Below are 12,407 nucleotides of genomic sequence, written 5' to 3' on the forward strand. Positions count from 1 at the left end.
GGACGCTCAGCCGATGCCGTCCTCTTCGTCGTCGCCCTGCCCATCATCCTCGTCCAGATCCCAGTCGGGCGAATCAGGGTCGTAGGTGATCCGCTCGCTGGACCAGGACGCCTGCTGGAGTTCCACCCCGGGCACCTCGCTGACCAGGTCGAACGGGTCCACGAGATAGGCGAGGGCCTCCGCGGTGTCTTCCGTCACAGCCCCTTCGGTCTGGCTCCGCTCCTCCTGCGGCAGCTCCGCATCGGCGGCGAGCCGGCGCAGCGCCGCCTTGGTCACCTCGTCCGCGTCCTCCACTTCCAGGACCAGCTCCACCCGAAGCCGCACAAAACGTGATGTCTCTTCAGCGCTCATGGCGGGAGCGTACGACTGAAACCTCCCGTGACTTTCCTGTGACCCGCGACTTTCACTAACATCTCCCCACACGGCCAATTCGCCAGCGTCACAAGGGGGATCGATATTCCGTGTCATCCGTTCGCCGTCCGCTGCTGACCGCCACCGCCGCGGGCACCCTGCTCTGCGCGCTGTGGTTCGTCCCGTCCGCGAACGCGTCGCAGGACCCCCCGGCGAGAGAGACGGCGGCGAAGTCCGTCACGGCGTACTCCATGACCCACGTCACCCAGCAGGCCAGGGCGGTGTCCGCGGCGACCGCGGCGACCGCCGAGAGCGCGCGGGAGACGGCGGAGGGCACCGAACTCGCCGACACCGGAAGCCCCGACACCACGCCGTACGTGGTGGGCGGGACCCTCTTCCTCGCCGTGGGCGCCGGGTTCGTGGTGTATTCGGTGCGCCGCGAACGCCTGGGCTTTTAATTTTCTTGACGAATCCTTGACTGCGCACACATAGTGCGCGCATGAAGAGATCATCGGGCGTGCGGCTGTGCGCCACCGCAGCTGTGAGCGCGCTGTCGCTCGCCCTTGTCACGGGCTGTTCCGACGAGGGGTCGAAGGACTCCGGGGACGGCAAGGGCGCGGACGGGAAGCCGGCCGCGAAGGTGCTGAGCGCCGCCGAGTTGAAGAAGCTGATCGTCGCCGAGGGCGAGGTGCCTGGGTACAAGGTCGGGGCCGTGCCGGCGAGCCGTGCCAAGCCGATCACGACCGACAGCGGGACGTGCGAACCGGTCGCCCGGGTCATGTCCGGGCTCGCGCCGGTCGCGGGGGCGGCGCGGACCGACCGCCTGGCCACGCAGAACCAGGCGAAGGGGCCCACGGCCAAGCCGACGTCCCTGGAGGACCTGGAGAGCGGTGACTTCGAGGCCTCGGTGAACAAGGCCATGGACCGGGACATCACCACGGTCGACCTGTCCTCGTACGAGGGGGACGGCGCCACGAAGGCCCTCAAGGCGCTCTCGGACGCGGTGAAGGGCTGCGCGGGCGGCTTCAACGGCAAGCAGGCGGGAACCACGGTGAAGTTCACCAAGGTCACCGCGGGCAAGTCCGCCGGCACCGGGGACGAGTCGGTGGCGCTCACGGCGATCATGGACATGGACGACGGGGACACGGCACCCGTCTACGCCGAGGTCGTCCGGCACGGGAACACGCTGGCGTCGTACCAGACCGTGAACATGGGCTCGATGCTGGCCGGCAAGACCTACGCGGTGTCGCCCGAGGTCGTCAAGGCGCAGTCGGCCAAGCTGAAGTGACGTAGCGGCGGAAAGCGGAAAGGGGCCCCGCCGTCGGCGGGGCCCCTTCTCGCTTCACCGTCCTACTGCAGCGGACCGGTCACCGGCTCGACGGCGGCCACGAGGTGGCCGCCGCGCACGAACGCGTCGGCGGCGGCCAGGTCGGGCGCCAGGAACCGGTCCGGTCCGGGGCCCTGCACACCGGCGGCGCGCACGGCCTCGATCACGGCCTGCGAGGCGGGCGCCGGGGTCAGGCCCTCGCGCAGCTCGATGCCGCGGGTGGCGGCGTACAGCTCGACGGCGATGATCCGGGTGAGGTTGTCCACGGCGGTGCGCAGCTTGCGCGCGGCCGACCAGCCCATGGACACATGGTCCTCCTGCATCGCGGAGGACGGGATGGAGTCCGCGGAGGCCGGTACGGCGAGCCGCTTCATCTCGCTGACCAGCGCGGCCTGCGTGTACTGGGCGATCATCAGGCCGGAGTCGACGCCGGCGTCGTCGGCGAGGAACGGCGGCAGGCCGTGGCTGCGGTTCTTGTCCAGCAGCCGGTCGGTGCGGCGCTCGGCGATGGAGCCGAGGTCGGCGGCGGCGATGGCGAGGAAGTCCAGGACGTAGGCCACGGGAGCGCCGTGGAAGTTGCCGTTGGACTCGACGCGGCCGTCGGGCAGCACGACGGGGTTGTCGACGGCGGAGGCCAGCTCCCGCTCGGCGACGAGGCGGGCGTGCGCCATGGTGTCCCGGCCGGCACCGGCGACCTGCGGGGCACAGCGCACCGAGTAGGCGTCCTGGACGCGGGGCGCGTCGTCCTGGTGGTGCCCGGTGAGCTGGGAGCCCTTGAGCACGGCGAGCATGTTGGCGGCGGAGGCGCCCTGGCCCGGGTGGGGGCGGATGGCGTGCAGCTCCGGGGCCAGCACCTTGTCCGTGCCGAGCAGCGCCTCCAGGCTGAGGGCGGCGGTGATGTCGGCGGACTTGTAGAGGGTGTCGAGGTCGGCGAGGGCCATGACCAGCATGCCGAGCATGCCGTCGGTGCCGTTGAGGAGGGCCAGGCCCTCCTTCTCGCGCAGCTCGACGGGCTGGATGCCGTGCTCGGCGAGCAGCTCGCCGGCGGGCCGGACGACACCGTCGGGTCCCTCGGCGTCCCCCTCGCCCATGAGGGTGAGGGCGCAGTGGGACAACGGGGCGAGGTCGCCGGAGCAGCCGAGGGAGCCGTACTCGTGCACGACCGGGGTGATCCCGGCGTTCAGCACGTCGGCCATGGTCTGCGCGACCTCGGGCCGCACGCCGGTGTGTCCGGAGCAGACGGTCTTCAGACGCAGGAACATCAGGGCCCGTACGACCTCGCGCTCGACCCGCGGGCCCATGCCGGCGGCGTGCGAGCGGACGATGTTGCGCTGCAGCTGGGCGCGCAGCTCCTGGCTGATGTGCCGGGTCGCCAGGGCTCCGAAGCCGGTGGAGACGCCGTAGACCGGGTCCGGCTTGGCCGCCAGCGCGTCCACGATCTCCCGGGCCGCCGCGAGGGCCGCCACCGCCTGTGCCGACAGCTCGATGCGGGCACCGCCGCGCGCCACGGCGAGAACGTCGGACGCCGTGACACCGGACGTCCCCACCACCACAGTGTGCATATCCATATTCAGGAGCGTACGCATTGAATGCGGCGATGTCACTAGTGGGGCGCGGGAGTGACCCTTACCGCTCGGTGTGGGCTTCGCCTCAGGGGCGGCGCCCGCGGAAACGGCGGCGCTCGGCGCGCGAGGGCGGCGGTTCGTCGGCCAGCCGTACGACGGGGTCGTCCGGGCCCTCCCGGCCCGCCACCACCGGCCGGTCCGCGCGCACGGCCTTGGCCCGGTACTGCGCGGCGTCCGCCAGCCGGAACAGCCGCCGGGCGTCCCGTACCGGCCCGATCGGGTCCTCGGTCGAGGCGATACCGCACGCGACCCCCTCGCCCAGCTCCAACTCCGCCGCCCTGCGGCACAGTTCGTCCGCGGCCTTCACCACGTCGTCGGCGGGCGGGCCGACCGCGAGCAGACAGAACTCGTCACCGCCCAGCCGTGCTGCCAGCGCTCCCGGCACCATCGCCCCGCACAGCGAGAGCACCGAGCCGAACCGCTCCAGGAGACGGTCGCCGACGGCGTGCCCCAAGGTGTCGTTGACCCGCTTGAGTCCGTTGAGATCGCAGACGACGAGGCTGACGGCCAGACCCTCCGTACGGTGCCGCTCGACGGCCTCCTCCAGGCACACGTCCACGGCACGGCGGTTGGCGAGTCCGGTGAGGGCGTCGGTGTACGCGAGCCGGCGGGCCTCCTCCAGCCGTTCGGTCTGCGCGATCCCGGCGGCGACGACCGCGGCCAGCACGGTGGCGAAGTCGGCGTCGGCGCGCCCGAACGGGGGCTTTCCGGCCGGGCGGGCGACATACAGCTCGCCCCAGGCCCGGCCGTGCAGCACGACGGGGGCGACGACGCAGCAGCCGCGACCCCTGCGGCGCAGGGCGGCGACCCGCTGGTGGAAATAGCCGGGGTCACCGGCGGCCGTCCCCTCGGCGGTCTCCACCCAGGCGTTCGGGCCCCCGCCGCCGGCCCACCGCTCGTGCAGGAACTCGGTGATCTCCGGGAACTGGTGCACCGGGTAGGCCTCGGCCTCCGGGAACTCCTCCTCGTCCGGCGCCCTGTCCCCCACGTTCACCAGGACCCGCAGCCGGCCCAGCTCCCGTTCCCACACCGACAGTGCCGCGAAGCTCCCGTCCAGTGCCCGGCAGCCACCGAGCGCGGCGGCCTGCCACGACTCCCGTGGCGTGTGCGCCGCCGCCATCCCCTGCGCCAGCGCCACGACGGCGGCGAGCCGCTTGTCCTCACCCATTACTCCAGGTTAGGGAGAAATAGGGTGATTCGGGATATCGGTGGGGCGATCAGGTGGACCGGGGACGGCGCCGGTTCGCTCCCCCTACTCCCCCGGCCACTCCGGCTTGCGCTTGTCGTTGAACGCGGCCACCCCCTCCGCCCGGTCCCCCGAGAACGCCACCGAGCGCCACGCCGCGTCCTCGACCTCGAGCCCCGCCCGCAGATCCAGCCCGTGCCCCAGCCGCAGCGCCCGCTTGGCGGCGCGCAGGCCCACCGGTGAGTTCGCCGCGATCCGCGCCCCGAGGGCCAGGGCCTCCTCGCGGTCCCGGCCCTCCTCCACCAATTGGTCCACCAGTCCCAGCCCGGCCGCCTCCGCCGCCTCCACCCGCCGCGCCGAGAAGATCAGCTCGGCCGCCCGCGCCGCCCCGACCCGCCGCGGCAGCAACTGCGTACCGCCACCTCCCGGGATCACGCCGACCGACACCTCCGGCAGCCCCACCACGGCCGTACGGTCGGCCACGATCAGGTCGCAGGACAGCGCCAGCTCGAAACCGCCCCCCAGCGCGAACCCGTGCACCGCCGCGATCGTCGGCATCGGCAGCTCCAGCACCCCGGTGTACGCCCCTCGCGCCACCGGGCGCTGCCGTACGAGGTCCGCGTCGGAGAAGGAGTTCCGCTCCTTCAGGTCCGCCCCGACGCAGAACGCCCGGTCATGGGAGGAGGTCAGCACGACCACGCGCGCGTCCCGGTCGGCGGCCAGCGCCGCACACGCACCCGCGAGCGAGCGGGCCATCTCCGTGGAGACGGCGTTCATGGCCTTGGGCCGGTCCAGCACCAGCTCCGCCACGTGCCCGTGCCGCCGCACCAGCACGAACTCCCCGAACCGCTCCTCGCTCATGACACCCTCCGGTTAACGCGGGTTAACACACTGTCGGCCCGATCATCGCAGTCGTACCCGATCCCGGGAAGCCCAGGGGGGCTACACCCGTTCGAGTGACATCCCGGCCGTCTCGCCGCACACCGCCCACAGGAGCGCATAGCGTGCGCTCCGCCACGGCGCGCCCCGGGGCGCGCGGCGGGGAGGGAACCCATGACACCGATACCTGCGCAGTCCCGTACGGAACTGGAGAGCGAGCGGGGCGAACCGGCCGGGGGTGCGTGCGCCGTACGGCGCGGGCGCCACCGCAAGCCCCACCCCCGCAAGGTGCTGCTCGCCGCCGGCGGCCTCGCCCTGGCCGCGGGGGCCCTCAGCCTGGTCAGGGTCGCCCCGGAGTCGGGGGTCGGCGCCCCGGGCACGGCGGAGGCCGAGCCCCGGCTCGGCACGGGCGCCGGCGTCCCGGACCGCTCGGCCGGCACCGCCGCCACCGCCGCCACCGCCGCCGCCGACCCGGCCGCGCTGCCCTCGGCGACCTCCGCCATGGGCGGCAGGAGCCTCGCGCCGGCGCACACCGGGACCCGAACCCCCACCGCCACGGACACCGCCGCGGCACCGTCCGACGACACCGCCGTCCCGACCACCATCCCGACCGGCGCCCCGTCCGCGCCCGGCGGCACCACCCCGCGCCCCTCGGCGACGGCGTCCGTCCCCCGCCCGGCCCCGGCGACTTCCACGCCCACGCCGACCCCCACACCGGCACCGAGCCAGAGCACGGCGGACCCCGGACCCGGCGGGGTGTGCCTTCCGGTGATCAGTCTGTGTGTCGACCTGCCCGGGGCCCAGGACCGGTAGAAGGGGTCGGTGACCGTCCGCGCCGCGGGGCGGACGGGAGGGTGAGGACAGGCCCTAGGGGGCGTCGCGGCGCGTGAGCAGCCACGGCTCGACCACGCCGAGCCCACGCACCGGGCGCTGCCACATCGGCTGGAGGGCGAAGCGGTACGTCGGCGGCTCCTCGCCCTCCTTCTCGGCGGCCGCCGCGGCCTCGGCCGCCTCCGCCTCCGAGGCGGGCGCCTCGCCGGTACGGATGAGTTCCTCCGCGAAGGCGCTGTCCACCAGCACGGCGTCACGCGGGGCTATCGAGGTGAGCCGGGACGCCAGGTTGACCGTCGTACCGAACACATCACCCATGCGGGTGGTCACCGTGCCGAACGCCATGCCGACCCGCAGCTCCGGCATCGTCTCGTCGTTCGCCAGCGTCTCGACCAGCCGCAGCGCGATGTCCGCGGCCGTTCCCGCGTCGTCCGCCGCGTACAGCACCTCGTCGCCGAGGGTCTTGATGAGCCGGCCGCCGCGCGCGGCCACCAGGTCGGCGGCGGTCGTCTCGAAGGCCTCGACCAGCTCGCCGAGTTCCTCCTCCTCCATGCGGCGGGTCAGCCGGGTGAAGCCGACGAGATCGGCGAAGGCGACCGCGAGCCGCCGGTCGACCATCTCCTCGTCGTCACCGGTCTGCACGACCCGGCCCGCGGAGGCGGCGAGCTGGCGGCGCCAGACGTAGACGAGGAACTCCTCCAGCTCGGGCAGGAGCAGCTCGACGATCGGGTACGTCACCTCGGTGCGGGTCATCCCCGGCTCCGGGGGCTCGGTCAGGCCCTCCAGGAAGGAGTCGATCTGCCACTCCGCCAACCGGGCGGTGGTCTGCCCGGTGGAGCGGGCCACCTGCACCGCCATGGCCTCGCTGAGCAGCCCCGCCTCCACGAGGCCGGCGAGGCGGCGCAGGGCGAGGACATCGGCCTCGGTGAGGGCCTTGGCCTGGCCTATGTCGGCGAAACCCATGGCCCGCCAGAACCGCGAGGCCAGTTCCATGGAGACACCGGCGCTGCGGGCCGCCTGAAAAGGGGTGTAGCGGCGCTCGGCGCCCAGGATGAGCTGTTCGAGGCGCAGGGCCAGCGGGTCCTCGCCGGGGTCGGCGGCGTGGGCGTCCCCCCGCTCGAGGGGAGGGTCCACCCGGCCGTCCGCGCCCGCGCCGGAGCCCGTGTCGTCGACGGTCACGCCTGCTGCCCTTCCGATCTGCCGCGGTCAGGTATCGACCGGCCTCAACTCTACGGCAGGTGTGCGCCAGCTCACTCCGTCGGGTTGGGCCGGGGGTTCAGTGCCCGGTACCGGTCTACTCATCGGCGTCGGTGCCGGCCACTCGGGGGCTGCCGCCGCCCTGCGCGGCTGCGCGCAGTCGTGCCGCCGGGGCGGCACGGGCGGGCGCGGCGGCACCCCGCGGGCGCGGGTGAGCGATCCGGCGCCCGGCCCGCCACAGCGCGGGGCAGCCGATCGGCTCCGGTGCCTACGCGGGCCGCAGGTGCACGATGTCCCCCGCGCCCACCGGCTCCTGCACTCCCTCGTCCGTGGCGATGACCAGCCGTCCGTCCCCGTCCAGAGCGACCGCCTCGCCCACGATCGACCGCTCCCCCGGCAGCTCCGCCCGCACCACCCGGCCGAGCGTCGCGCAGCCCGCCGCGTACGTGTCCTGCAGACCGCTGGCGCCGGGGTCGCCCCCCGCCGCCCGCCACCGTCCGTACCAGTCCTCCAGCGACCGCAGCACGGTCCGCAGCAGCGGATCCCGGTCCGTGCTCCGCGCCCCGGCCAGCACCAGCGAGCCCGCCTGCGGGACCGGCAGCTCGTCCGCACGCAGCGAGACGTTGATGCCGACACCGATGACGACCCCGTCGTCCCCCGCCCGTTCCGCGAGGATGCCGCCCGCCTTGCGCTCCTCCCCGTCCACGGTCACCAGCAGGTCGTTCGGCCACTTGAGTGCCGTGTCGACGCCCGCGGCCCGGGACAGGCCGGTCGCCACCGCCACCCCCGTCAGCAGCGGCAGCCACCCCCAGCGGGCGACCGGCACCTCGGCCGGCTTCAGCAGCACGGAGAAGAAGAGGCCGGAGCGCGGCGGTGCCGTCCACCGGCGGTCCAGGCGGCCCCGGCCCGCCGTCTGCTCCTCGGCCACCAGCACCGCGCCCTCCGCGGCCTTGCCGGCCCCGGCCAGCGCGACCAGGTCGTTGTTGGTGGAGCCGGTGCGCCGGGTGATCTCCAGCGCCGACCAGAGGCCGCCCTCGCGCACCAGCGCCCGCCGGAGCGCGGCCGCGTTCAGGGGCGGACGGTCGAGGTCCGACCAACGGCTGCCGTTGTCGTCTGCTGCATCTCGGGGCGTCATGCAAGCCACCCTAGGTGTGGTAAACGACGCAGTGCTGATCGGTAGGCCCACCACTACTCTACGGATGAGTAACCGTCCCCCCTTTTGAGCAGGCAGGGAGCCGTATCCCGATGTCCGAGCCGGAAGAGCGTCACGAGATCCAAGGGATCGACATTCACACGACCGCGGGGAAGCTCGCGGATCTCCAGCGTCGCATCCATGAGGCGACGCACGCCGGCTCGGAACGTGCCGTCGAGAAGCAGCACGCCAAGGGCAAGCTGACGGCCCGTGAGCGGATCGAACTGCTGCTCGACGAGGAGTCGTTCGTCGAGCTGGACGAGTTCGCCCGGCACCGTTCCACCAACTTCGGGCTGGAGAAGAACCGGCCCTACGGCGACGGTGTCGTCACCGGGTACGGAACCGTCGACGGGCGTCCCGTCGCCGTGTTCTCGCAGGACTTCACCGTCTTCGGCGGCGCGCTCGGCGAGGTCTACGGCCAGAAGATCGTCAAGGTGATGGACTTCGCGCTGAAGACCGGCTGCCCGGTCATCGGCATCAACGACTCCGGCGGCGCCCGCATCCAGGAGGGTGTCGCGTCGCTGGGCGCGTACGGCGAGATCTTCCGCCGCAACACCCATGCCTCCGGCGTGATCCCGCAGATCAGCCTGGTCGTCGGCCCCTGCGCGGGCGGCGCGGTCTACTCGCCGGCCATCACCGACTTCACGGTCATGGTCGACCAGACCTCGCACATGTTCATCACCGGCCCGGACGTCATCAAGACCGTCACCGGCGAGGACGTCGGCTTCGAGGAGCTGGGCGGCGCCCGCACCCACAACGCCACCTCCGGCGTGGCGCACCACATGGCCGGCGACGAGAAGGACGCCATCGAGTACGTCAAGCAGCTGCTGTCGTACCTGCCGTCCAACAACCTCTCCGAGCCCCCGGTCTTCCCCGAGGAGGCCGACCTCGCCCTCACCGACGAGGACCGCGAGCTGGACACGCTCGTCCCGGACAGCGCGAACCAGCCGTACGACATCCGCACGGTGATCGAGCACGTCCTGGACGACGCCGAGTTCTTCGAGACGCAGGCGCTGTTCGCGCCGAACATCGTCACCGGCTTCGGCCGCGTCGAGGGCCACCCGGTCGGCGTGGTCGCCAACCAGCCGATGCAGTTCGCCGGCTGCCTCGACATCGACGCCTCCGAGAAGGCGGCCCGCTTCGTGCGGACCTGCGACGCCTTCAACGTGCCCGTGCTGACCTTCGTGGACGTGCCCGGCTTCCTGCCCGGCGTCGGCCAGGAGCACGAGGGCATCATCCGGCGCGGCGCCAAGCTGATCTACGCCTACGCCGAGGCCACCGTCCCGCTGATCACCGTGATCACCCGCAAGGCCTTCGGCGGCGCCTACGACGTCATGGGCTCCAAGCACCTGGGCGCCGACCTCAACCTCGCCTGGCCGACCGCCCAGATCGCCGTCATGGGCGCCCAGGGCGCGGTCAACATCCTGCACCGCCGCACCCTCGCCGAGGCGGAGGCGAGCGGCGAGGACCTCGAGGCGGTGCGCGCCCGGCTGATCCGGGAGTACGAGGACACCCTCCTCAACCCCTACGTCGCGGCCGAGCGCGGCTACATCGACGCGGTGATCATGCCGTCCGACACCCGCGCCCACATCGTCCGCGGACTGCGTCAGCTGCGCACCAAGCGGGAATCCCTGCCTCCGAAGAAGCACGGCAACATCCCCCTCTAGGCCCGGCCGATCGATAGGAAGCCGTCATGACGATCAAGGTCGTACGAGGCAATCCGACCCCGGAGGAGCTGGCCGCCGCCCTGGCGGTGGTCCGAGCCCGCGCCGCGGCGGCAGCAGCCCAGCCGTCCGGCGCGCAGGGTCCGCGGGACGCGTGGTCGGACCCGTCCCGCATCGCCTCCGCCCACCTGCCCAAGCCGGGCCAGGCGTCCTGGACCCGCACCTACTGGCCGAGCTGAGGGCGGTCTCAGGGGCGCGGGCAACCGCGCGCAGGGGTGCCGCACCGGCCCTCAACTTGAGTACTCGTACTCAGGCACTGGAGCCACACGCGGCGCACGCTGGAAGAATGCTGTGGTCAGACCCCGAGAACGAGCCGCCGGAAGAACTGCGCGACATGCAGGAGAAGCTCCGGCGGCTCGGTCTGCTCATGGCCCTGGCCATGGTCGTGGTGATGATCGTGATCGGTCTGAGGTGAGCCGGGCAAAGGTGAGTCCGGCGGGCGCCACGCGACTAACCTGACGGCATGACTGCCAAGCGCCACAGGCGACTCGTGCTCGCCTCCCAGTCCCCCGCCCGGCTCGGCCTGCTCCGGCAGGCCGGGCTCGCGCCCGAGGTGATCGTCAGCGGGGTCGACGAGGACGCCGTCACCGCCCCCACCCCGGCCGAACTGGCGCTCGCCCTCGCCGAGGCCAAGGCGTCCGTCGTCGCGGCGAAGCCGGAGGTGCAGGGCGCCCTGGTGATCGGCTGCGACTCGGTGCTGGAGCTGGACGGGCAGGCGCTCGGCAAGCCCACCGACGCCGAGGAGGCCACCGCCCGCTGGAAGGCGATGCGCGGGCGGGCCGGGGTCCTGCAGACGGGTCACTGCGTCTGGGACACGGAGGCCAAGCGGTACGTGTCGGCGACCGCCTCCACCGTCGTCCGGTTCGGTGAACCGAGCGACGAGGAGATCGCCGCGTACGTGGCCTCCGGCGAGCCGCTCCACGTCGCCGGGGCGTTCACCCTGGACGGCCGTTCGGCGCCGTTCATCGAGGGCATCGACGGCGATCACGGCAACGTGATCGGCATCAGCCTGCCCCTGGTGCGCAAGCTCCTCGCCGAACTGGGCGTCGGCATCACGGAGCTGTGGGCACCGGGCGAGTGACCTGGGCGGGGGCGGCGTCCTGCGGCTCCTCGTCCCCGTCCTGCGGGGCACCGCGCTGCTCGGGAAGCTGCCCCGGCGCGCCGGCCGCGCTCCGCGGCTCGACCTGTGCCGTGGGATCGCCGCCCTCGTCGGCACCGCCGCCCGAGGCCGCCTGCTCCGGCCCCTCGGCGCGGTCGTACGTCATCAGGACCAGGACGATCAGTGCGAGCACCGCGACCATGAACAGGAACGCGGTCCAGCCGATCAGGCCCCAGGCGAACGCGCCCAGCAGGCCGTGCACCACGGCCGCGCTGATCAGCAGGATGCGGCCGAAGCCGGCCGGGGCGCGGTTGCGGATCGCGACCAGCAGGGCCACCAGGGCGCACAGGGCGAAGTAGAGGCCGAAGACGACGCCGCCGATCTTCGAGGACGTCGACATGACGTCGGGGTCGAGCCCGGCCAGGGACATCTTCTGCCGGTCGACGACCACGCCGAGGAACCAGTTCACGGCCGCGATGCCGAACGCCTCGGCGAGAAGGACGACTGCCACGACCCACGCCACCGGTCTCCGCACCACCGGTCCCCACCCACTCTCCAGCCAGCGATCTGTTACCTCAGGTACGTTCGAGCCATCGCGAACGCTACTAACGGGTAAACCCGGGGACAAGGGTTCGTGCGCCGGCAAAGAATCATTGGGCCATTCGTAGGGACTCGACAAAGAAACAGAGTGGGCCGCAGCACCCCACCACAGAGACCTTGACCACACGGCGGGGCTAGGGTTTTCCGGAGGAGTCCTGCGTAGCGAGGTGCGACTAGGGCTTTCGCCGGTCGAGCGAGCCTCGAATCACGCTCCGTGTGGGCAAGCTCACCATTGGGGACGGGTCGAAGTGCCGTGTCGGCAGTCCCTAAACTCGGCTTGTTTCAAGGAGGGAGCCTCAATCGTGCGCAAGGTGCTCATCGCCAACCGTGGCGAAATCGCTGTCCGCGTGGCCCGGGCCTGTCGGGACGCGGGTATCGCGAGCGTGGCCGTCTACG

Annotated in this window: 15 protein-coding genes; 8 read left to right on the forward strand and 7 right to left on the reverse strand. The window is 72.5% G+C overall.

What is annotated here, in order from left to right; genetic code table 11:
• Positions 1–6 precede the first annotated feature (6 nt).
• On the reverse strand, positions 7–351 hold the full coding sequence (locus ACZ5CW_RS08465) for a hypothetical protein (RefSeq protein ID WP_468599503.1): 345 nt from the start codon (positions 349–351) through the stop codon (positions 7–9).
• Between the two features lie 110 nt (positions 352–461).
• Between ACZ5CW_RS08465 and ACZ5CW_RS08470 the strand changes: the two genes are divergently transcribed.
• Positions 462–809, forward strand: coding sequence for an LAETG motif-containing sortase-dependent surface protein (locus ACZ5CW_RS08470; RefSeq protein WP_468599504.1), 348 nt, complete (start codon positions 462–464; stop codon positions 807–809).
• Between the two features lie 41 nt (positions 810–850).
• Entirely contained in the window at positions 851–1,639 is a 789-nt protein-coding gene (locus tag ACZ5CW_RS08475; RefSeq protein ID WP_468599505.1) for a hypothetical protein, read from the forward strand.
• A 62-nt stretch (positions 1,640–1,701) separates the two neighbouring features.
• Here ACZ5CW_RS08475 and hutH read toward each other — a convergent pair whose 3' ends face one another.
• From hutH to ACZ5CW_RS08490, 3 genes are all read right to left on the reverse strand, one after another.
• Positions 1,702–3,240: a histidine ammonia-lyase gene (gene hutH / locus ACZ5CW_RS08480; RefSeq protein WP_468599529.1), complete on the reverse strand. Its 1,539-nt coding sequence runs from the start codon at positions 3,238–3,240 to the stop codon at positions 1,702–1,704.
• A gap of 88 nt (positions 3,241–3,328) precedes the next feature.
• On the reverse strand, positions 3,329–4,471 hold the full coding sequence (locus ACZ5CW_RS08485) for a GGDEF domain-containing protein (RefSeq protein ID WP_468599506.1): 1,143 nt from the start codon (positions 4,469–4,471) through the stop codon (positions 3,329–3,331).
• 84 nt (positions 4,472–4,555) lie between these two features.
• Positions 4,556–5,350, reverse strand: a complete 795-nt coding sequence (locus ACZ5CW_RS08490) for an enoyl-CoA hydratase/isomerase family protein (RefSeq protein WP_468599507.1) — start codon at positions 5,348–5,350, stop codon at positions 4,556–4,558.
• A 192-nt stretch (positions 5,351–5,542) separates the two neighbouring features.
• Here ACZ5CW_RS08490 and ACZ5CW_RS08495 point away from each other — a divergent pair, with 192 nt between their 5' ends.
• A complete protein-coding gene (locus ACZ5CW_RS08495; RefSeq protein ID WP_468599508.1) occupies positions 5,543–6,181 on the forward strand; it encodes a hypothetical protein in 639 nt (212 codons plus the stop codon).
• 54 nt (positions 6,182–6,235) lie between these two features.
• Here the strand turns inward: ACZ5CW_RS08495 and ACZ5CW_RS08500 are convergent, their stop codons facing one another.
• Entirely contained in the window at positions 6,236–7,378 is a 1,143-nt protein-coding gene (locus tag ACZ5CW_RS08500) for an adenylate/guanylate cyclase domain-containing protein (protein WP_468599509.1), read from the reverse strand.
• Between the two features lie 286 nt (positions 7,379–7,664).
• Positions 7,665–8,531: a biotin--[acetyl-CoA-carboxylase] ligase gene (locus tag ACZ5CW_RS08505; RefSeq protein WP_468599510.1), complete on the reverse strand. Its 867-nt coding sequence runs from the start codon at positions 8,529–8,531 to the stop codon at positions 7,665–7,667.
• A 110-nt stretch (positions 8,532–8,641) separates the two neighbouring features.
• Here ACZ5CW_RS08505 and ACZ5CW_RS08510 point away from each other — a divergent pair, with 110 nt between their 5' ends.
• From ACZ5CW_RS08510 to ACZ5CW_RS08525, 4 genes are all read left to right on the forward strand, one after another.
• Complete coding sequence (locus ACZ5CW_RS08510; protein ID WP_468599511.1) at positions 8,642–10,255, forward strand: acyl-CoA carboxylase subunit beta; 1,614 nt, start codon at positions 8,642–8,644, stop codon at positions 10,253–10,255.
• A 26-nt stretch (positions 10,256–10,281) separates the two neighbouring features.
• Complete coding sequence (locus tag ACZ5CW_RS08515) at positions 10,282–10,491, forward strand: acyl-CoA carboxylase epsilon subunit (protein ID WP_468599512.1); 210 nt, start codon at positions 10,282–10,284, stop codon at positions 10,489–10,491.
• 107 nt (positions 10,492–10,598) lie between these two features.
• On the forward strand, positions 10,599–10,727 hold the full coding sequence (gene mmpB / locus ACZ5CW_RS08520) for a morphogenic membrane protein MmpB (RefSeq protein ID WP_468599513.1): 129 nt from the start codon (positions 10,599–10,601) through the stop codon (positions 10,725–10,727).
• 48 nt (positions 10,728–10,775) lie between these two features.
• Positions 10,776–11,393: a Maf family protein gene (locus ACZ5CW_RS08525; RefSeq protein WP_468599514.1), complete on the forward strand. Its 618-nt coding sequence runs from the start codon at positions 10,776–10,778 to the stop codon at positions 11,391–11,393.
• Here ACZ5CW_RS08525 and ACZ5CW_RS08530 read toward each other — a convergent pair.
• On the reverse strand, positions 11,365–11,922 hold the full coding sequence (locus ACZ5CW_RS08530) for a hypothetical protein (protein ID WP_468599515.1): 558 nt from the start codon (positions 11,920–11,922) through the stop codon (positions 11,365–11,367). The two genes, ACZ5CW_RS08525 and ACZ5CW_RS08530, sit on opposite strands and share 29 nt — an antisense overlap.
• Before the next feature lie 391 nt (positions 11,923–12,313).
• Here ACZ5CW_RS08530 and ACZ5CW_RS08535 point away from each other — a divergent pair.
• On the forward strand, positions 12,314–12,407 hold a 94-nt coding region (locus ACZ5CW_RS08535; RefSeq protein WP_280842533.1), incomplete at its 3' end, for a biotin carboxylase N-terminal domain-containing protein.

The organism is Streptomyces sp. NPDC031379, from assembly GCF_055569615.1.

Excerpts from the sequence above, each read along its gene's own strand:
- ACZ5CW_RS08465 (WP_468599503.1), bottom strand. The coding sequence starts at position 351 with ATGAGCGCTGAAGAGACATCACGTTTTGTGCGGCTTCGGGTGGAGCTG.
- ACZ5CW_RS08475 (WP_468599505.1), top strand. The coding sequence starts at position 851 with ATGAAGAGATCATCGGGCGTGCGGCTGTGCGCCACCGCAGCTGTGAGC.
- hutH (WP_468599529.1), bottom strand. The coding sequence starts at position 3,240 with ATGCACACTGTGGTGGTGGGGACGTCCGGTGTCACGGCGTCCGACGTT.
- ACZ5CW_RS08485 (WP_468599506.1), bottom strand. The coding sequence starts at position 4,471 with ATGGGTGAGGACAAGCGGCTCGCCGCCGTCGTGGCGCTGGCGCAGGGG.
- ACZ5CW_RS08490 (WP_468599507.1), bottom strand. The coding sequence starts at position 5,350 with ATGAGCGAGGAGCGGTTCGGGGAGTTCGTGCTGGTGCGGCGGCACGGG.
- ACZ5CW_RS08495 (WP_468599508.1), top strand. The coding sequence starts at position 5,543 with ATGACACCGATACCTGCGCAGTCCCGTACGGAACTGGAGAGCGAGCGG.
- ACZ5CW_RS08505 (WP_468599510.1), bottom strand. The coding sequence starts at position 8,531 with ATGACGCCCCGAGATGCAGCAGACGACAACGGCAGCCGTTGGTCGGAC.
- ACZ5CW_RS08510 (WP_468599511.1), top strand. The coding sequence starts at position 8,642 with ATGTCCGAGCCGGAAGAGCGTCACGAGATCCAAGGGATCGACATTCAC.
- ACZ5CW_RS08515 (WP_468599512.1), top strand. The coding sequence starts at position 10,282 with ATGACGATCAAGGTCGTACGAGGCAATCCGACCCCGGAGGAGCTGGCC.
- mmpB (WP_468599513.1), top strand. The coding sequence starts at position 10,599 with ATGCTGTGGTCAGACCCCGAGAACGAGCCGCCGGAAGAACTGCGCGAC.
- ACZ5CW_RS08525 (WP_468599514.1), top strand. The coding sequence starts at position 10,776 with ATGACTGCCAAGCGCCACAGGCGACTCGTGCTCGCCTCCCAGTCCCCC.